The 19119-nt window shown below is 39.6% G+C and carries 18 protein-coding genes and 1 tRNA gene; 3 read left to right on the forward strand and 16 right to left on the reverse strand.

What is annotated here, in order from left to right; all coding sequences use genetic code 11:
* Together tilS and EUBHAL_RS14860 are read right to left on the reverse strand one after the other, a co-directional pair.
* On the reverse strand, positions 1–1542 hold the full coding sequence (tilS, locus tag EUBHAL_RS09160) for a tRNA lysidine(34) synthetase TilS (protein ID WP_005348428.1): 1542 nt from the start codon (positions 1540–1542) through the stop codon (positions 1–3).
* On the reverse strand, positions 1515–2924 hold the full coding sequence (locus EUBHAL_RS14860) for a SpoIIE family protein phosphatase (protein ID WP_005348429.1): 1410 nt from the start codon (positions 2922–2924) through the stop codon (positions 1515–1517). The genes tilS and EUBHAL_RS14860 overlap by 28 nt, the downstream gene beginning before the upstream one ends.
* A gap of 254 nt (positions 2925–3178) precedes the next feature.
* Between EUBHAL_RS14860 and EUBHAL_RS15925 the strand changes: the two genes are divergently transcribed.
* A complete protein-coding gene (locus tag EUBHAL_RS15925) occupies positions 3179–3463 on the forward strand; it encodes a hypothetical protein (protein WP_005348430.1) in 285 nt (94 codons plus the stop codon).
* Between the two features lie 232 nt (positions 3464–3695).
* Here EUBHAL_RS15925 and EUBHAL_RS09170 read toward each other — a convergent pair.
* From EUBHAL_RS09170 to yabP, 4 genes are all read right to left on the reverse strand, one after another.
* A tRNA-Met gene (locus EUBHAL_RS09170) sits at positions 3696–3769 on the reverse strand.
* A gap of 61 nt (positions 3770–3830) precedes the next feature.
* Positions 3831–4310 carry an FtsB family cell division protein gene (locus tag EUBHAL_RS09175; protein WP_005348431.1) on the reverse strand — a complete coding sequence of 160 codons (480 nt, stop codon included), beginning with the start codon at positions 4308–4310 and terminating at the stop codon, positions 3831–3833.
* Positions 4311–4332: 22 nt separating this feature from the next.
* Positions 4333–4782, reverse strand: a complete 450-nt coding sequence (yabQ, locus tag EUBHAL_RS09180) for a spore cortex biosynthesis protein YabQ (protein WP_005348432.1) — start codon at positions 4780–4782, stop codon at positions 4333–4335.
* Positions 4783–5094 (reverse strand): sporulation protein YabP, encoded by a 312-nt coding sequence (gene yabP, locus EUBHAL_RS09185; RefSeq protein WP_242648773.1) that lies wholly within the window; start codon positions 5092–5094, stop codon positions 4783–4785. It lies immediately after the preceding gene.
* A gap of 151 nt (positions 5095–5245) precedes the next feature.
* On the opposite strand from yabP, the gene EUBHAL_RS09190 reads away from it, so the two are divergent.
* Complete coding sequence (locus tag EUBHAL_RS09190; protein ID WP_005348434.1) at positions 5246–5521, forward strand: HU family DNA-binding protein; 276 nt, start codon at positions 5246–5248, stop codon at positions 5519–5521.
* 47 nt (positions 5522–5568) lie between these two features.
* Entirely contained in the window at positions 5569–5808 is a 240-nt protein-coding gene (locus tag EUBHAL_RS09195) for an RNA-binding S4 domain-containing protein (protein ID WP_005348435.1), read from the forward strand.
* A 294-nt stretch (positions 5809–6102) separates the two neighbouring features.
* On the opposite strand, the gene EUBHAL_RS09200 is transcribed toward EUBHAL_RS09195, so the two are convergent.
* From EUBHAL_RS09200 to EUBHAL_RS09245, 10 genes are all read right to left on the reverse strand, one after another.
* Complete coding sequence (locus EUBHAL_RS09200) at positions 6103–6645, reverse strand: stage V sporulation T C-terminal domain-containing protein (RefSeq protein WP_005348436.1); 543 nt, start codon at positions 6643–6645, stop codon at positions 6103–6105.
* 218 nt (positions 6646–6863) lie between these two features.
* The gene (locus tag EUBHAL_RS09205; protein ID WP_242648774.1) at positions 6864–7982 is read right to left on the reverse strand and encodes an alpha/beta hydrolase; all 1119 of its coding nucleotides are present in this window, start codon (positions 7980–7982) and stop codon (positions 6864–6866) included.
* A 67-nt stretch (positions 7983–8049) separates the two neighbouring features.
* A complete protein-coding gene (locus EUBHAL_RS09210; RefSeq protein ID WP_005348438.1) occupies positions 8050–8820 on the reverse strand; it encodes a DUF6320 domain-containing protein in 771 nt (256 codons plus the stop codon).
* A gap of 99 nt (positions 8821–8919) precedes the next feature.
* Entirely contained in the window at positions 8920–10206 is a 1287-nt protein-coding gene (locus tag EUBHAL_RS09215; RefSeq protein ID WP_005348439.1) for a hypothetical protein, read from the reverse strand.
* A 341-nt stretch (positions 10207–10547) separates the two neighbouring features.
* Positions 10548–11324: an ABC transporter ATP-binding protein gene (locus tag EUBHAL_RS09220; protein WP_005348440.1), complete on the reverse strand. Its 777-nt coding sequence runs from the start codon at positions 11322–11324 to the stop codon at positions 10548–10550.
* Positions 11324–12262 (reverse strand): ABC transporter permease, encoded by a 939-nt coding sequence (locus EUBHAL_RS09225; RefSeq protein ID WP_005348441.1) that lies wholly within the window; start codon positions 12260–12262, stop codon positions 11324–11326. Before EUBHAL_RS09225 ends, EUBHAL_RS09220 begins: the two co-directional genes overlap by 1 nt.
* Before the next feature lie 30 nt (positions 12263–12292).
* On the reverse strand, positions 12293–13321 hold the full coding sequence (locus tag EUBHAL_RS09230; RefSeq protein WP_005348442.1) for an ABC transporter substrate-binding protein: 1029 nt from the start codon (positions 13319–13321) through the stop codon (positions 12293–12295).
* A 220-nt stretch (positions 13322–13541) separates the two neighbouring features.
* Entirely contained in the window at positions 13542–14456 is a 915-nt protein-coding gene (locus tag EUBHAL_RS09235) for an L-lactate dehydrogenase (RefSeq protein ID WP_242648775.1), read from the reverse strand.
* Between the two features lie 492 nt (positions 14457–14948).
* Positions 14949–15338: a BlaI/MecI/CopY family transcriptional regulator gene (locus EUBHAL_RS09240; RefSeq protein ID WP_005348445.1), complete on the reverse strand. Its 390-nt coding sequence runs from the start codon at positions 15336–15338 to the stop codon at positions 14949–14951.
* Between the two features lie 196 nt (positions 15339–15534).
* Positions 15535–19086, reverse strand: coding sequence for a YfhO family protein (locus tag EUBHAL_RS09245; RefSeq protein ID WP_005348446.1), 3552 nt, complete (start codon positions 19084–19086; stop codon positions 15535–15537).
* Positions 19087–19119 lie beyond the last annotated feature (33 nt).

The raw sequence follows: 19119 nt of genomic DNA on the forward strand, positions 1-19119 counted from the left end.
CTAATTCTCTTCTTTCTCCTGCACCGATACTCTAAGCACCCGCTTTGTCTCGCTGCTTACCTTGTAAAACTCGCTGATGCGTCCTCCGATTATCCACATAATATGGGAACCATCTGCCAGCAGAAGCTGCCCGTCTCTGTCCGAAGCAGGAATTTTCGTATCAATAAAATAGCGTCCCAGTGATTTACGCCGTCCTTCTTTATCCATAATAAAATAATCGCCGGTATCTCTGGTTCTTAAACAGGGTTTACATTTCATTTTATCATAATCAAAGTATTTCACACAATCCCTTTTTGCAACTTTCCCGCCATTCCACGGTAAAATGGAAAAATGGATTGTAAATTTTTGCAATAATGTCTCATTTGACAATACTATCGTTTCTTCTGCCTTTGATTCTTCTGATTCGGCAGTCAGCTGCAAATATACTGGCTGCATTTTATCTTCTGAATGATTACCACATTTTTTATTTTTTTTATTTAAATTCTCTAAATTCTGTTCATCACTCTTTTGTTGCCCATCTTTTTGTTTATTTTTATCTGAAAATGTTACATCAGTCGACAACTTCATTAATAAAAGTCCATCCCGCACTCGCTTTGCAAGCACCCCATACGGACAATTCTGCTGCTTACCTTCCTTATTTGCCATCAGTGCAAGCATCTGTTCCACATGAACGAGGGAAATGTCTTTTCGGTGTCCCGATATTTCAAAAAGCATCCGTCTCATCATTTCCTTTTGTTCAAAAAGACTCATCACAGAAAATGTTTTCTCTTCCAAAAACAGCTCTCCCTGTTCATTTGCTATTACATTTTCATTATATAATTTTTCCATTTGCGGGGTAACATATGCTAAAAGCTCCTGCATCTGCATTCCAAGCTCGCTGATATGTGCCGCTGCCTTTTGATTGACATGTTCCATCTCCGGCAAAATGCGGTGACGGATATAATTGCGGCTGTATTCTTCATTCGTATTCGTGCTGTCATCGACATAATTCTGCCCGATATTTTGAAGAATATCCATGATTTCTTCCCTGCTTAAACAGAGAAATGGACGGATAATCTTTCCATTGACCGGCAAAATGCCCGCCATTCCCTGCGGTCCAGTCCCTCGCAGCATCCGAAATAAAATCGTTTCCGCCGCATCATTTTGATGATGCGCCACCGCAATCTTTCCACAATGATACTCTTTCGCATATTTTTCGAAACACTCATAGCGGGCGATTCTGCCCGCCTCTTCCTCAGAACATTTTTTCTGCCGGCTCTCCTCTTTTATATTACGGTACTCCACATTTAGCGAGAGGTTCCACTTGTGGCAGAAATCCTGCACGAACTCTTCATCCCGCTTTGCCTCCTCACCACGAAGCATGTGATTAATATGTACTGCGTACAATTTTAAAGAAAGAGCCTCCCTCCTTGCAAGAAAATATCTCGCAAGACAAACAGAATCCGCTCCTCCGGAAATCCCAAGTAAAATGGAGTCTCCCTCCTGTACCATTTTCCATTTTTTCAAGAAAGAATCTACTCTCTCCCAATGTTTATCCCACATTTTTGTGTTCCTTTCTCCCAGATAGCAGCTACCAGCACCGTTCGGTCATCGTCATAACCGTCCTCTAACACCGGAACTGCTTCTATTAATTCATTTGCAAAAACCTGTGCATTATTTGTCTTTATCTTTCCAATCAGGCTTTCCATACGAAATGAAATCTCTGGCATATTTTCAAATTCCAGCATTCCATCTGATACCATGATTACCATATCTCCATCATATAGCTTTTTATATTTCAAGTCAAACTGCTGTCCAATTCGGCATCCTGGAGGAAGCGCAGCTGGCATAATCCTCTCTACTGAATTTTTATGCCGGATAAATGTAGCCATTCCCCCTGCCTTTAACAATTTTAATATCCCTGTTTTTAATGAAATAACCGCCGCATCTATCGTAGAAAATGCTCCCTTATCCTGAAATAAAAGAGCATCCTGTATCATTTCCAGTGCAAACTCTTCTGAGATTCCTGCTTCAAGCAAATCTTCCAATGTCTCAATCAATCGCCGGCTATCCTCATTCGCTTTTTTTCCAGTACCCATTCCATCTGACAAAAGCATGACCGCTCTTTTTCTTCCAAAATTAGTAAATGAAAATGTATCTCCACAAACATCTTCTCCTTTTTTATTACAACATCTTTGTCCAAAAACGACATGAAAACCATTCTCCTCTATAAAAGAAATCCTGTTCTCTCCCGGCCTAAGCCATGTTGTTTCCATGTTCCTGTAAAAATTCCTCTTGTAATATGTATTCAGGCATTTTCTTACCAGTTCTGCTTTCTTTGTCCCCAAAAGAGGCTGCACCTGTACCGTCACCTGAAGCAATCCACTTCCATCTTTATATTCTTTTCCCTTTATAAAATGAATTCCTTTTCTGAAAAAAAGCGTTTTTAATGCCATCTTTTTTCGTCCACAGATTTCTTCACCTTTTTGCATATTTACCCGGCACTCCCGAAGAAAAAGGCGCTGTTCATCTAACTGCCGGCACATAACCTGTTTTATCTCATCATACCTTTGTTCCCAGTATATGTTTTGATAAATGAGACGATATAACCATGATATTTCTTCCATAAATGGCTGAAAAAAAACACAATTCCTGCGAAATTCTGAGGATGCCATCCGCCCGTCTACTCCAGAACACTGGTAAGCCTGCTCCAATATCGAAGCAATTTCTCCAATCGTTTCTTTTTGTCTGCTTCCATAACATTCTCTATATTTAGGACATTTGCGGCATACATCCTGCATGATTGACTGACACAAAAAATCCATGTCATTACCCAGCACATCTTTTTTCTCTATTTTCATCAGTTCAATCAATCTGGAAAGTCCCTCTTCAAAAAGAAGCAGGCGCTGTATGGCATCCTGCTCGTTATAACTTCTGTTATGCATAATACCTTCCCTCCACAATACGATTTCAGAATCATTATAGTTGATTCTTCGAAACAGATATGTCGATTGGTGGCAACGCCGACGAAAAGCTGAGGCTTCTGGTTTGTCGCTGGCAAAGGAGACGCTCTCAGGGAATATAATAGTCCATATTTGTGACTTTCGTCGCGGCGTGTTGAATACTCGCTCTGTCGCTCGTATCCAACACTTGCTCCCAGGCCACAAATATGGACTATTATATTCCCTGAGAGCTGTCTTTGGCTGGAGAGGGAAAATTCAGAATTTATTTCTTGAGAAATTTGCGGACATCTTTGCTTACCAATGTCACCAATCACCTTGTTCAAGATATTTTACATTTACAACTTTCTTCCCTGAATCTTCCAATGGATTTGTTGAACTGTCAGCAAACAACTGGAAGTAAACAAAAACCGCTGCCCAAATCCTCAAATCCTCTCAAAGGATTGAATAACCTTTTTATTTCTTACGAAAAACAGAACACAAAAGAAGCTTATAATAGCAATGGCAACTTAGAGCGTGTTTGAAACACACTCTAGGAGCTGCTCAAAGATACTATTAATGAAAGTTCCTCCGTAAAATAATTGATTTTGCGACTTTGTGTTTTTTACAACTGAGTCAAAATCAATTATTTTACGGAGGAACTTTCACCCGATACCCTTCTAGCAGCGACTACATTCACCTCTACTATTATAAACTTCCTTTGTGTTCGTCTCTTTCCAGAAAACAAAAAAAGGCTTATACAAGCCTTTTTCAAAGTAGCGGGAACTGGATTTGAACCAGCGACACCGCGGGTATGAACCGCGTGCTCTAGCCAACTGAGCTATCCCGCCGCACTCAACAGGCAATATCATACCATGTATTTTATGATATGTCAAGGGTTTTTCAAAATTTTTAATCTGTTTTTTGTATTGTTGCTTTATTCTCTGTCTGAGATTGTGTTGTCTGATCTGCGCTTTCCGTTGTCTGACCGCTTTGATCTTCGCTTGCCATTGTGGTTTCTGCGCTGTCTGCCGCCGTTGTACTCGCTGATTCTCCTTCCTGGGCTTCCTGCAAAGAAATTTCTCCCTCTTTGATCATTCCGAGACGCTCTCTCGCAATTCGCTCTTTAGACTCGTCCGTATCAATATTATTCTTTTCTTTTTCAAGTGTTTTATTCGTCTGATTTAAATTCTTCACTTCTGTCTTTAATTCATCAATTGTCTTCTGATACTTCGCAGCTTTTCTCTCAACTTTCTGGTATGCTCCCCAGAAAGCACTTAAAATAATAACTGTACAAACAATAATAATCGCAGACTTTTTCGTAAAAAACGTCTTCTTGAACTGTCTGTTAAACTGTTTACTGTTTTTCTTCTTTTTCTTTCTCTTCTTCATTCTGCACCTGCCAAATCCTGCCTCATTTATTTCTTCTTATTATTTTAACGGTTCTCCTCATATTTTTCAACATTTTGCCTGTATTTTTCACAATTACTTTTCCTGGAAAAAGTATGATTCCCCCTGTAATTTTCACTATTTTGCTAATAATTTTAATAAATACAGAAAACAGCTTTCCAATCACTTCACTCAAAACCAAAAAATAAAAAACAGCCCCACATTCTAATCCAACCAGACAATAAAATCGTACCATTCCCTGATTATACACCTGAAACAGTATAAATAATCCTATAGCTGCTGTAAAACAAAAAATCACATCTTCCAAATGCACCATTTTGTTTTTATGTACAAAATTTTTTCGAAGCGTTCGGAAAAATTCATACCATAATCCGAGCAAAATTCCATATAGACCGCTAATGAAAAAAAGATGAATCTGCTTTATAATAATATCCGCTATTTTTTTATTTTCCATTTAGTGGAACAACCTCCTGAGCAGACCTCCTTTTTCCCCTTTCATATATCCGTCATCCGAATACACCATGCTGTATACCAGTCCTTCTATCTCCACCTCCCCTTTTTCTACTGTAAGTTTTGTTACATGCAGTTCTTCTCCCTGAATCATAAGCATTCCCTGTTCCGTATCTAAAATAATCTCATTTGGGTCAAAGGAAATTACCTCTTTTACACCGCTTATAATCCCGCTGCTTCGATTAAAAAGTGAAATCTTATGACTCTTTAAAATCCTCTCTTCCATAAGTTTTACCCTCATTTTTATTCCTTTCATTATATGTATTGCTAATAAAATATATAACCCTGTAAAAATTGCAGGAAACACCTTGACAAACACTTCCAAAACCGTTATAACTATTGAAGTAAATGCGCTTTTGCGCGATATTTCAATGAGACAATGACAAGAATATCAGGAGGAATTTATCATGAATAAAACAGAATTAGTAGCAGCAATTGCAGAAAGAACAGAATTAACAAAAAAAGATGCTGACCAGGCTTTAAAAGCTTTCATTGATGTTGTTGGTGATGAACTCAGCAAAGGCGAGAAGATTCAGTTAGCTGGATTCGGTACTTTCGAAGTAACTGAAAGAGCAGCTCGTGACGGAATCAACCCAAGAACAAAAGAGACTATCCACATCCCAGCTTCTAAAGCTCCTAAGTTCAAAGCTATGAAGTCTTTAAAAGAGAAAGTAAATAACTAATTTTATTAATTAGATCGTGTTTAAAAGTCAGCGTCCGGGAGGACATTATGAGACTAGATAAATTTTTAAAAGTTTCCCGCTTAATCAAACGCCGTACCGTAGCGAATGAAGCCTGCGATGCCGGTCGTGTTCTTGTGAACGGTAAGACCGCTAAAGCAAGTCTTAATGTGAAGAATGGCGATGTTCTTGAAATCCAGTTTGGAAATAAGACTGTCAAGGCGGAGATACTTGATGTGAAGGATACTGCAAAGAAGGATGAAGCTAAGGAGCTTTTCCGGTATTTGTAGGGAGATAGGCGGAACAGACAAAACAGACGAACCCAGAAAGATAAATAAAGCATATTTGTGACTTTAGTCGCTGCAGGCTGAATGTTCGCGTAAAAGCGCTCGCATCCAGCCTTTGCTCCGAGGCCACAAATATGCTTTATTTATCTTTCTGGGTTCTGCTTGCTGGCAGGTCGGAAAATCCATTGGAGGGATTTAGAGTGTGTTTGAAAAATCATTCCAGCAACCTGCACGCCTCAATTTACGGTATCTTCTCTCTTTGGGCGCGTCTTTTTGCCTGCGGCAAACTGGAATTTATTACACACTCACCTGTTTTCCCAAAAATTCCGCCGCCACAAGGGCGATCTTCTTCTCCGATTCCCCCAGTCGTTGTTTTCTATCTTTTGCCTGTATAATAATCGCTCCCATTATCTGTCCATTGCTTCGGATTGCCTGGCAGATTTGTTCATGTTCTTCCATGCCATGAATTATCGGAATAAAGCGATTTCTTTCGGATAACGGTAATCTCTCATCTCTGTCATCCAAAATATTCTCTAATATATGACTGATTGGTTCTCCGACAATATCCTCTCCTGTGTATCCGGCAGCAGCAACAACTTTTTCTCTGTCTGTGACAAAGACTGCATTCCCCATTTGCTGTGCTACACACTGTGCGAATTCTTCCGAAAGAGAAGACATTTCTGAAAAAGGCAAAAATTTTCGTAAAATGATTCCCCCTTCTTTATCCGTGTAAATCTCAAGCGGCATTCCCTCTTTTACCTTAAGAGTCTTTCTTATCTCCTTTGGTATAACAATTCTGCCTAAATCATCTATACGACGTACAATACCTGTAGCTTTCATAATATCTTCTCCTTATTCTGGTTTTATAGATAATGATTTTCTGCTGTTAGTATTGCTCATTTTTTTGAAATTATGACTCTGTTTACCAGTTTTCGGAGAAATTTCGTTTTGCCGCATAAAAAACGCCCCTTTTTCTTAATTCAAGAATAATATAACAAAATTGTCGAAGTCCCTAATGAAAGAAGATATCCTTTCTTCTTGGGTGTCTGTCTAATGAATTAAATAGTAAGAAATTCTTCTATTTCTTTCCAGGCTTCTCTTGATTCTTTCATTTTTTTCATTCCAAGCTGAAAGACATGGAACATTTCATCATATATGGTAAGCTGCACTTCGCAACCTGCTGCTTTCGCTTTTTTTGCTGCTCTCGCGCTGTCACTTAAAAGCATTTCTGCACCGCCTACCTGAAAGAGCATTGGCGGAAACCCTTCGTAATTACCGTAAAGTGGGGAAATGTATGGTGTTTTAGGGTCATTTTCCCCATAATATGCATTGCTGTAAATCATGCTGTCTGTCGTATTACCAAAAAGAGGATCTTTTTCAAAGTTTGTCTCATAGGAATCTCCTGTGGCTGCCAGATCTGTCCACGGAGACATTAACACAAGTTTCTTCGGAAGCGGCTCTCCTTTATCTTTTAAATAAAGACAGAGCGCTAATGCCAGGCCGCCTCCGGCAGAGTCTCCGACAACAATAATCTGACTTCCCCTACATCCCATTTCAAGGAGCCACTGGTATGCTGCGTAAGCATCTTCTAGTGCTGCCGGATATGGGTCTTCTGGTGCCACACGATAATCAACAGAAAGAACTGCCCTTTCTCCCGGCATTCTTGCATACAATACGGCAAAATCCCGGTATGCATTTTTCATTTTTCCAATGTAACCTCCACCATGAAGCTGTAAAACGACTTCACGGTTCTCGGTCAGCAGGCGTTCTGCTGTATCTTCTTTGCCCGCCCGGTCTTCTGGCATATTGCTATCATCAGTTTTCAAATATTCCAAGCTGTTATTGGAAAAGAACTCATTTTGATGCAATAACAATTCCATTGAAAAATCCGGCATCTCAATCGGAACAAGTGAAAATCCTCTTGGCGGATGCCACGGCGGTTCTATCTCTGCCACTCTCTTCCGAAATGTCCCATTCTGAATCAGCGGACCAATTCCATGCAGAGAAGTTGCAAGCGCAATAACATTCTTAGACATAGTCGCTGCCAGACTGATTGACTTATCTTTTCTGCGTTTCTTTCTTCTTGCCCTATTCTGGCGAACCATTCGCTCCATTGCAGATTTATCCACAGCCTTCTCTCTTCTTCCACTACTTGTCCCCAAATTTCTTCTATTCATCCTCATCTCCCTATTCACTATTTTAATTTTTTAACGTTTGTTTCTGTTTACACAAAACTATAGAAGGCTATATATGAAGCTTTCGCTTCAATTCATTCTTTGCCTTGCGGTCTCCAATTATCATCGTTCCGCTCCACAGCAATACGGACAATCCAAATGCAATCCATGCAAGTACGATATGATGCAAATACCCCGTAAAATGTAATACTACATCTAATATACTGAGCGCAATTGCCGCAAGCTGCATAAGCAGATAATTTTGCCAGCTTGAAGAATTCACGCTCATACAAATGATAATTGCAAGAACCAATCCATAAATAATGCACGGCAGACCAAATTCCAGTGACCATCCACTCCAGTCAAGGGCAAAATCGATCAAAATCATCAGTCCTAATATAACAAAAATCTGTGTATAAATCTTCCGGATATGCCCCTGTCTTCTACTGAAAATATCCCACATTGTCAATATGAGATAGGCAATAATTCCCCCAGTTACAACAGACCAGTATTTCGGTGCCATATCAAATGTCAGATAGTTGATAAATGCAAGCAGCATTTCTAACGCAAGCGAAATAAACAGGAGAATTCGCCCTGCTTTTCGGAAACGTCTTGTATTTTTCTTTACATCAGGATAGCCCGGACCTTGTATCAGAAATCTTTTATCTGCTACAGAATCTATATCAACATACCTGGCTCCATTATATTCAAATTCACTATCTGGAAATCCGCTGCCTGATTTCTGTCCCTTTGACTTTTCTTCCGTCAATATTGTATGACACAGCGGGCAAACCATCGTATCATCCGCAACCCACACGTTGCATCTCTTACATTTATTCATGGGAAAATGCACCTCCTCTCAGCAAACACTTTCTATTAATTATAGTACATTCAAACTTTCTATTCGGAATGCCAGAGCGTGTTTGAAAAATGCTTTTCATTAATCATAATACACTCCATTCGTTTCTATCTCTACATCAATGCCGTCCTCCGCAAGACTTCTAAAAAATACTTTCTGTACTGAAGTATCCTTTAAAAGCGAACTAAAAGTAAATGTCAGTTCATCCCCATAGGAGCAGACTGTTGCCTTTGTATTCTGCCCGGCCGATGGAGACAGTATTATCTGAAAACGCTTGATATATGGGCGGTATGCCTCATCCACCATCATTTGTCCCATATTTGTAATCGTTGTTGTCGTTGCCTTCGCACTCATCAAATATACAAACTTAATCGCTGGCTTTTTCAGGAAAAGAGGGACTACCCGCAATGCATAATTCTTCTGATTCGACACATTGTATGCAATCATTTTTTCCAGATTCTCCTGTGTAATCTGCCTCTTTAACTCTGCCTGCACCAGCTTCATCACTTCCTGCCGCTCGTATTTTTCCTTTTCCGGTAAAAAAGAGGCACTCGCCATCGCAAAGAAATTCCTTGTTGTCATTGAGCCAAAAAACGGCCGCAGATTCACCGGAACACACAGCACAATCGGCTTTTTTGAAACATTTCCATGCAAATATCCTTTATAAATGCTGTATACAAAAATCCCGGATAAATATTCATTAATACTCATCCCAAGTTCTTTTGCCTTCTCTTTAAGCTGCTTCACTGACATATACCCATGAATAATCCCTAGTTCACCTCGAACAAGACGTTCTCCCTTCATGTGCACTGCTGGAACAGACTTATAAGTCTTCTTCCCTGCCTTTTTATAATTCTTTAAATAACTGTCCTCTGTATCAAGCGACGTATCATCGCAAAGCCGGTCACCCATCTCACCCGAAAGCTGCGGATAACAAATTCTCAAATACTGATATGTCAATTCCCTTAAAAAGTTCACCGCTCCCATTCCATCTGCAAGCGCATGAAATACTTCCAAATTAATTCGATTCTTATAGTATGTCACCCGAAATAAATAACTTTTATTCCGATGCTGCTCTATATAACGACAAGGAAAATCTTCCTCCTCACGCACAACTGGCTTTCCCTTTACATTTGTCTCAAAATAATACCAGAACATTCCCGTTCTCATCCGTACATTCATTGTGTTAAACCAGGGCAGAACCTGCTCTAATGCCTCCTGCAGACACTCTGGCTCAATATTCTCCGAAAGAATTACAGCGATTCTATATACATTTGTCATCGTCTCATTCGCGATAACCGGGAAAAGATTCGCTGTATTATCAAGCTTCTCCCAACGCGTTTCTTTTTTCTGGACTCTGCTTTTCATCTCGTACTCCTGTCTGTATGATAATATTCACGCAGTTTTATTATATATATTACCACAAAATGTTTTAACAAAACAGATGAAGTAGAAAGCTTGGTATTCAAGGCGAACTGACGAACCATCATAGCGAGTTAACAAACTGACGAACCATCATTCTGAGATACCAAACTGGCAAACTGACGAACTCCAGAAGATAAATAAAGCATATTTGTGGCCTCGGAGCAAGTGTTGGATGTGAGCACGAAAGCGAACATTCAACACGCCGCGACTAAAGTCACAAATATGCTTTATTTACCTTCTGGAGTTCGTCTGTTTATCTGTCGCTCCCCCTTGCCTGCGGCAAATCACCCCCTCTTATGTGCTTTTCCATAAAAGAGTTCGGCTAATTTCCCTGTTGTCATTTCTTCTCGTTCTTTTCCGGTCAGATCCATGACTATTTTTCCAGAATCCAGCATAATCGTCCTGCTACCGTATTCTAATGCATATTCCATATCATGCGTAATCATAAGGGTTGTGATCTTATTTTCCTCAACAATCTTTTTCGTTAATGCCATGACTTTTTCGGCTGCGCCGGGGTCAAGGGCTGCGGTATGTTCATCGAGTAATAGGAGTTCTGGTTCTGCAATGGTTGCCATTAAAAGAGAGGCTGCCTGTCGCTGTCCGCCGGAAAGAAGACCGATTTTTGTTTTCATTCTGTCTTCGAGTCCCATTCCAAGTGTGGAAAGGACTTCTCTAAAGTAGGCACTGTCCTTTTTATTTAAGGCAAAGAAAGACGGGGAAGCCTTTCTTGTGTAAGCAAGGGCAAGGTTTTCCTCAATGGTGAGGTTCGGAGCGGTTCCACGAAGTGGATTCTGGTAAAGGCATCCGATGTTTAAGGCTCGTTTGTAGTCTTTTAATTTCGTAATGTCTTTGTCTCCTAAGTACACTTTTCCTTCATCTGGAAAAAGGCTTCCGAGGATGACGTTAAACATGGTAGATTTACCGGAACCGTTTGAACCGAGTACAGTAACAAACTGACCGGGTTCTACGGTGAGATTTAAATGGTCGAGGGCAACTTTTTCATTGACAGTGTTTGCCTCAAACTTTTTTGTGATATCTGTAAGTTTTAACTGACTGCTCATTAACGTCTGCCCCCTTTCTTTTTATATGTTTTTTGTAACCACGGAATAACTAATGCGATTACAACGATAACTGCAGACAATAATTTAACTGCATAGCTTGGCATATCAATCTTGTATGCAATCTGAATGATGATTCGGTATAATAAGGAACCGAGAACAACACCAACTGCCTGTATTGTAACGGAATGATTACTAAAGAAAGTAAGACCGATGATTACCGAGGCGAGTCCCATAACAAGCATACCATTTCCACAGTTCAAATCTGCGTATTTCTGATACTGGCAAAGAAGTGCGCCGGAAAATGCAACGAGTGCGTTAGAAATCATGACCCCGCCGATTCTGGATACATCTGCATTAATCGAAGATGAACGAACCATTTCCTCATTATCACCAGTTGCAATAATCGCCATACCATTTCTTGTACGGAAAAATGTAACAAGAACTGCACAGGTTACAATAACGATTATCATGGTAAGTAAAAATGCGGTCATGCCTGATGACATATCCTTGCCAAAGTCTCTCTGGAATATCTTGTATACAGTATCTGCCGGTTTATTTACGGTTACGCCCAAGCTGTTTTTTGCTTCATACTGTAAATAACGGTTGGACTGACCACCCAGAATAGCATAGTTTACTGTGTAAAGTCCCGTCATTGTAAGGATACCAGATAAAATCGGTTCAATCTTTAATTTAGTCTGCAAAAGTCCCGTACAAAGTCCTGCTGCCGCTCCTGCAAGCGTGCCAGCAACAAGCCCTAAAATCGGATGTCCTGCAATCGTCACTACGACACAGGCGGTCATTCCAAATACAAAACTTCCCTCTACCGTAAGGTCAGGGGTTTTTAAAATACTAAATGTCAGAAAAACGCCCAGGGCCATAGGGGCGTAGATAAACCCCTGGCCGAGAGCGGAAACTAACATGCCTGCTATTTCATTCATGTTTATGTCCTCAATTCTAATCTTGATTCATTATTTATTAAAATGACTTGTTCCATCTTCCTCTACAAGCACATCAAATTCTTCAAATGCCTTCTTATCGAAGTTACCACCAAACTGTTTTACAGCCTGCATATTTACATATTTTGCATAATCAGAAATTGTCTCGTAAGGAATATCAGAAACTTTTTCGCCGTTTGCAATCTTTTCTACCATGTCTGCAACCTGTTTTCCAAGCTGTACATAGTTTACACCAACTGTAGCAAATCCACCGTCTGCAACCATAGAGTCAGCACCACAGTAGATAGGAACTTTCTTCGCGTAAGCGACATCTGTGTAAGTAGCCATTGCTGAAGCGATTGTGTTGTCATTACCAGTATAAAGTGCATCTACTCCTTTAGAAATCAGGGATTCTACTGCTGTCTGAAGCTCAGAAACATTAGAGATAGAAGACTCTTCATAAGCGATATTATTATCGTCACAGTATTTCTTAGCTGCTGTGATTGTAGATACGGAGTTTGTTTCACTGGATGTATACAGGAAACCAATCTTCTTGTAATCTGGCTGGAAGTTAGCGATCAGCTTAACGATTTCATCTGCTGGAATGTTGTTAGAAACACCCGTGATATTCGCACAATCTTCTCCTGTAAGACCTGCTGCTTCCGGGTCTGAAACTGCGGCGAATACGATTGGTGTATCTTCTCCATCATAAACGCTCTTTGCTGTCTGTGCTGTGGAAGTTGCGATTGGAACAACAATGTCTACTCCTTCAGATTTATAATTCTCAATGATAGAGCTTAATGCTGCTGTATCACCGTTTGCGTTATCTGTTACAACTTTGATGTTGTCGTCTTTTCCAAGTTCAGAAGTGATAGTATCACGAATCTGGTCAAGGGATGTGTGGGACATTGGCTGAACGACTGCTACAGTAACCTGTTTTCCTGACTTACTACTTCCTGTGCTGCTTTCGGAACTGCTGTTAGAACCACATCCTGTTAAACAAAGAGTTCCTGCCATTGCTGCTATAATTGCTGTACTTACAAATTTTTTAAATTTTCTCATTTTCTTTTCCTTTCTATATCTGTTGCCCGAAGTTTTTAATCAGCTTATATTGTAAAAACCTTCTCCCCAAGATTATATAAATTTAAAAATTTAATTGTTTCAGATTAAAACTTGTGTAAGCTGGTCTGCTGTGATATTTAATTTCACATAAGAAAAAGATTCAAGTGAAAAACTATGTAAAAAATTGTGTTAAATATCAGAGTGCCAGCAATTCTAAGTTCTAATTTTCACTTGCCATTTTTATATGCTTTTTAATTACCTCACAAGATTTGTTAAGCATCTCCTGTTCTTCCTCTGTTAATGGAAGTTCGATTATTTTCTCAATTCCATTTTTACCGATGAGACATGGGACTCCGCAATGTACATCATGCTGACCGTATTCGCCTTGAAGTAATACAGAGGCCGGCATGATTTTTTTCTCATCACGGAGGATGCAGGCTGCCATTTCAGTTAATGCTCTGCCGATGCCAAATTCAGTTGATTTTTTGCCTTCGATGATAGTCATTCCAATCTGTCTGGTTGCTTCTAAGACTTTTTCCTTAGAAATATCATAAGCATCGAATGGAAGTCCCCCGATTGTTACTGATGAGAATGGAATCATAGAGGAATCTCCGTGTTCTCCTAAGGAATATGCCTGAATAGAACGTCTTCCCACACCGGATTCTTCGCTTAATGTCCGAATTAATCTTGCGGTGTCTAATAAAGTTCCTGTTCCAAAGACTCTGTTTCTTTCTAAACCAAGTCCTTTTCTTACATAGTCGGCTACAATGTCAGCTGGATTGGTAATGGTTACGACAATTCCTGGAATCTTGTATGGTTTTAACTGTTCGAGAAGTTCTTTTAACATTTCTACGGAACGGCCTAACATATCAAGTCTTGTCTGTCCCGGCTTTCTTGCCTCACCGATTGCGACAACAACGAGAGCTGCATCTTCGCAATCTTTATAGTCACCATCTCTTACTACCGTTTCTCTCTCACAGAAGCTTACGCTATCTGCAATGTCTAATGCCTGTGCGTGTGCCTTATCTTTATCCACATCCACAAGGACAATCTCACCGGCTATACCCGAATGTGCCAGTGCATATCCACAGTGGGAACCGACATGTCCTGCACCGATAATCACAACTTTTCTCATTTTCATCCTCCTTATCCACAATTATCAAAGTTTTTCCACAATACAGCTTTGTTGATGTCAGAGAACTATAAAAAAACGTCCCTGACAAATATTCTCTATCTGTCAAGGACGGGTAAAACTCCAAAAATTCTCCCGCGGTACCACCTTGCTTCATGAAAATCTTCATGCACTCACAGGATACACATCATATCCCTGACAACTAACGTATGTCCTCACGTCAATGCTAGTAAGCTTTAAACTTCCATATCACCGTATTCTATCAGTTTCTGTACTTCTTCAAATACTTCTGTGCAAGATAATTGATATCTGCCTGAATCTGCTGTTCACACTGCCCTCCGTGGCCCACTTGACAATCTGCGTTCTGTCCGGTTCTCAGCATCCCGGTCTCTCTGTAAGTGCATCAATCGCCCTAACTTCCACATCATCGGTTTAAGCGTCCGCTGTATTTACTTTAATGCGTTGATTATATACCCACTTGATAGGAAAAGTCAACTATCTATTTTCCAATTCTTTTTTTCGCGCGTATATTTCTTCTTTGATTGTATCAAGTGTCTCGATTTCGTCCACTTCTTTTAACAGCTGCATATAAATCTTTTTCTTCTCTGCTACTGGAGTATTTCCCATAACTTTGCGTACAAAATACTTCTCTTTTGTCATAGTTGGCTTAAATGTACGCGCATAATTCTTTGTTGTCTTTTTAAATCCGGCAACTTCAAGGAATCCTTTTTCAAGTAAAGCATTCACCATGAGATGAATAGAACTGTTCTTCCATTCCTTGTCCCCAGATGCTTTGATAATCTCTGAAGCAGTAAGTGCTTCTTCCTGCTCCCACATTACCTCCATAATCGCCAACTCGCTCTTTGTTAAATGTTGTTCTGCCATGATAATCTCTCCTTAAACTTTATATATGTTTATTTATGTTCACTACACCCTTTTAATAAGAATGCATTATATCTTGCCTGCTTCATGACTTCTGACAAAGCGGCCTTCCACTGCCATATCTGTCCAGGCATTTCTTTGATTGCATTCTGTCCTTCCTTTACAAAATGATTTTTCTTAGAGTGTATTAAAAAATCCTCTAATTCTTTCGTCTTTTTCTGACAATATTAAATATAATAATTGCCACAAATGCTATGATACCACATCCGGTAATCATAAATGCAAGCTTAATTCCCGGAAGCTGATAATGCAGCTTAATATCATGTGTTCCTTTTTTAAGATTAATACCGATATACTGATAATTTACCCTCTGAATATCTGTCTTTTTGCCGTCAACATATGCTGTCCAGCCTTTCTGATATGGGAGAGTGACCACCAGCATCTTGTCTTTGTCAACAGTGATATTACCAGTTACCGTATTCTTCTCTGCTTTTGCATTCTGCAGGGAATTCTCTTTAAGTGCATTCACTCTGTCTGCATAATTAGACATCGTCTGAGAATAAATCGCAAGATCCTTATACTTCAAAGTGCCTGTACCGACAAACTTCAAGGTACATGTCTTTACAGCACCCTCTCTGTATCCCAGATTAAAAAGATATTCCTTTTGCCCGGTAGTATATGCATCAATACGGAACTTATGACCATATTTTACGCCCGGAGCCTTAATTCTTGCTGTTATAAAATGCTCTTTCGCATCTTTTTCTGCATAAATATCTCCAACCAGAGACAGATAAGTTTCTGCATTGGCCGGCGCCTCAAAGGAGAACTTCATCGTCGCACCCGGCTTCTCTATCTCTATCGTATCTTTTGTCATAGACACACCGTTAAGCTTTATATTTTTAATCTTTAACTTTTGTGCAGTAAGCGGAAGCTTCGTAGCCACAGTAAGATTACTGTTCTTATCCATATCCTTATCTTCCACAATAGCTGCAAGCATTGTAGTCTCCTGCTTTTCGGCTGCAGAATACTGATCAATTCTATCTGTATTTACTATTTTATCGTAAGTATACCCAAGTGGCAAGGAATATTGATTCTCATAAATAGAATAATATTTATTCTTTGTCTCCTGCACCTTTTTATAGCCATATGGAATTGTTGCCGTATTCTTCTTTGCAACACCCATATACTTCACGCTCGCAAGCGTATTCAGGTAAGTCCGGAAGTTGTAATCATAGATACTTACAATATTCCAGCGACAATTACCCATCGCATTATTATAATTTACAATACCGCCATTTAACGTACTGCTAAATGTAGAAACATCATTATATCCATATAACAAACTGGAAGAACGAAGGTTACCCGTTGTAACAAGATTGGTACTTCGATAAAATTCATCCGTATCCGCTCCCGGCACTTCATCAAGATGCTTTAACGCTGTCCCGGAAATCTTCTTTTTAGAATCCCCCGCAGAAACGTAGGTATCCAGATGCGTATAACTATCATCCCCAGAAGTAATAAACCACTTTGCATTAAGGAAAATAACTAGGGCAGTCATTCCAAGAACAATTCCTCTAAACTGTTTCTTAGAAAATGTAATTTTATCGCTATTTAATAAGAACAGCATAATCAGCGTCGCTGCCAAAAGTCCAAACGCACCATAAATACTTGGAACAAACAACTTGTCAGAGAAAGCATTTACTAGCCCGTAAAGTCCAGTGATCGCTGTCATGATTCCCATTTCTTTTCCACTCAGATCTCGCATCTTATCAAGACTTTCTGCCAGAATAAAGGAAACGATCACCACATAAATATAACCCCAGCGGTTATTTACATTACTAAATCCGCTGAAAATATATCCGAAAACAGGGAACAGGGAAAATGCCGTGAAAATCACAAACAGCCAGCGAAGTTCCTTTCGGTTCTTTCTTGTAAAAAGTAATACGATTGCCAGCATTGCAAGCGGAGCAAATCCAAGCTTAAGCCATAAACCAGACGCAAAGTTATCCGATATATAGGACGTGAAAAAGTCCACCAGCCATTCTGTACGGTAAAATAATGGTGTTGTACTTAAAAATGCAGTAATCTTTCCACCACCACTTCGGCTTGAACCCATGTAACTTCCAAAAGATGTAAATAATGAGATCACTCCTAGGGATGCCCCCAGAATATAACTTCCCACTATAATAAATCCTCGCTCAAAAAATGTCTTCCAATTCCGATATTCCTCTGTACAAACGATTCGAAGCACAAAATAGATTCCCAGTGCAATCGTGTTCATATACAGAAAATAATAAGAACACAGCAGAGAAACCCCTACTAAAACTGTGAGCATATACCATTTTCTATTACGAATCAGTCTCTCCATCGCAACAACAAGAATCGGGAGAAGAATCATTGGTGTAAGGAATTGCCCATGCTTCGTTCCCGCATAAATCGCATAGCCGGAAAAGGCATACACAATACTTGCCGTATAAGCTGCAAAATGTGACTTTTTAAAATAAAGTACGAGACCGGACATACTAAGTCCTGCAAGAAAATACCTTACAATAATCAGGAAACTATATGCATTCTCTATCTTCGCCGGTGAGAATAGCAGGTATAACCAATAAACCGGGTCATAACTGATTGCCACTGTCGCACCAAGTCCTGTTGTAAAATCGTACTGTTTAAAATCAAAGTTTCCACTGAAAATATCTTTAAATATCTCAGGAATATACTGAATAAAACGATATACCTTCGGAACATACTGCCCAAGACCATCTGCCTCCCAGATTAACGTTTTATTCTGTAAAATGTATGGCAGGAAAATAAGCACTGCCATCACCACAAAAAGCACAGTATATCCAATAAAATATCTAAGTAAGGAACGCCAGTTTTCCTCTCCCTCTCTGGAAGCCGGTGTTGTTATAATGCCCCACACTCTTTCTAAAATATTCACTACCGCTTCTTCTAATGCCGCATAAATACCGGCAAATGGCACACATATATTAATCGCTATAAATGCAAGGAACATTCCAAGAAATACAAAACATGCCGCCTTTATATGAAGTACTGCAAACACTCCTGCAATAACAAAAGAAAGCGCCGCCATAATAAAATTCTTTTTTTCTAAAAATGTATTCTGCTTTTTCCTAGCACAAAATACACCCCAGAAAAATACAAATAATTCCGTACTAATCGCAACTGCATGTGTGCGGTCTCCGCCAATCAATGTTCCTGCCAGACCATATCCGATAATCCCTTCTGGAAGAAAAACAGGCAGAAAACCAATAATACATATCAATAGAAGCAATACCGGCTTCTCCATCCATCCTTCTATATAATCCCACAAATAGGCACACAAAAGAAATACAATGCTGACAGACAAAAAGATAGCTGAAATTTCAAAAACCTTTATAAACGATATGAAATTCCTTATTGTCGTAAACGGATCCACATGTTTTGCGAATACTTCATAAGGAATTCCCAAAAGTGCATACAATCCAAGACTATAGGCCGCATGCCTTAACATACATCCCTTAAAGTCCCCATACTTCTCACTCTGAATCTGTATATAATATCCTACTGCAAAAAAGATTCCTGGCACATACACAATCTGAACTATTCGAGTAAACGCATGAACAATATGCACCTCTCCAAACTTATGACAGAGTGCCGTCATTACCAAAAATATAAAATAAAAAGCTACGATAAGCTCTCTGGAAAAAACTTCGCGCCTTGAAGTTCCATTTTTCCCTTGTATAGACATCTTATAATCCTCCTGACTTTATCACATAACGCT

The sequence above is a fragment of the Anaerobutyricum hallii DSM 3353 genome (assembly GCF_000173975.1).
Classification (GTDB): domain Bacteria; phylum Bacillota; class Clostridia; order Lachnospirales; family Lachnospiraceae; genus Anaerobutyricum; species Anaerobutyricum hallii.

Coding starts and splice junctions, on each gene's coding strand:
- tilS (WP_005348428.1), bottom strand. CDS start 1,542: ATGTGGGATAAACATTGGGAGAGAGTAGATTCTTTCTTGAAAAAATGG.
- EUBHAL_RS14860 (WP_005348429.1), bottom strand. CDS start 2,924: ATGCATAACAGAAGTTATAACGAGCAGGATGCCATACAGCGCCTGCTT.
- EUBHAL_RS09175 (WP_005348431.1), bottom strand. CDS start 4,310: ATGAAGAAGAGAAAGAAAAAGAAGAAAAACAGTAAACAGTTTAACAGA.
- yabQ (WP_005348432.1), bottom strand. CDS start 4,782: ATGGAAAATAAAAAAATAGCGGATATTATTATAAAGCAGATTCATCTT.
- yabP (WP_242648773.1), bottom strand. CDS start 5,094: ATGAAAGGAATAAAAATGAGGGTAAAACTTATGGAAGAGAGGATTTTA.
- EUBHAL_RS09190 (WP_005348434.1), top strand. CDS start 5,246: ATGAATAAAACAGAATTAGTAGCAGCAATTGCAGAAAGAACAGAATTA.
- EUBHAL_RS09195 (WP_005348435.1), top strand. CDS start 5,569: ATGAGACTAGATAAATTTTTAAAAGTTTCCCGCTTAATCAAACGCCGT.
- EUBHAL_RS09200 (WP_005348436.1), bottom strand. CDS start 6,645: ATGAAAGCTACAGGTATTGTACGTCGTATAGATGATTTAGGCAGAATT.
- EUBHAL_RS09205 (WP_242648774.1), bottom strand. CDS start 7,982: ATGAATAGAAGAAATTTGGGGACAAGTAGTGGAAGAAGAGAGAAGGCT.
- EUBHAL_RS09210 (WP_005348438.1), bottom strand. CDS start 8,820: ATGAATAAATGTAAGAGATGCAACGTGTGGGTTGCGGATGATACGATG.
- EUBHAL_RS09215 (WP_005348439.1), bottom strand. CDS start 10,206: ATGAAAAGCAGAGTCCAGAAAAAAGAAACGCGTTGGGAGAAGCTTGAT.
- EUBHAL_RS09220 (WP_005348440.1), bottom strand. CDS start 11,324: ATGAGCAGTCAGTTAAAACTTACAGATATCACAAAAAAGTTTGAGGCA.
- EUBHAL_RS09225 (WP_005348441.1), bottom strand. CDS start 12,262: ATGAATGAAATAGCAGGCATGTTAGTTTCCGCTCTCGGCCAGGGGTTT.
- EUBHAL_RS09230 (WP_005348442.1), bottom strand. CDS start 13,321: ATGAGAAAATTTAAAAAATTTGTAAGTACAGCAATTATAGCAGCAATG.
- EUBHAL_RS09235 (WP_242648775.1), bottom strand. CDS start 14,456: ATGAGAAAAGTTGTGATTATCGGTGCAGGACATGTCGGTTCCCACTGT.
- EUBHAL_RS09240 (WP_005348445.1), bottom strand. CDS start 15,338: ATGGCAGAACAACATTTAACAAAGAGCGAGTTGGCGATTATGGAGGTA.
- EUBHAL_RS09245 (WP_005348446.1), bottom strand. CDS start 19,086: ATGTCTATACAAGGGAAAAATGGAACTTCAAGGCGCGAAGTTTTTTCC.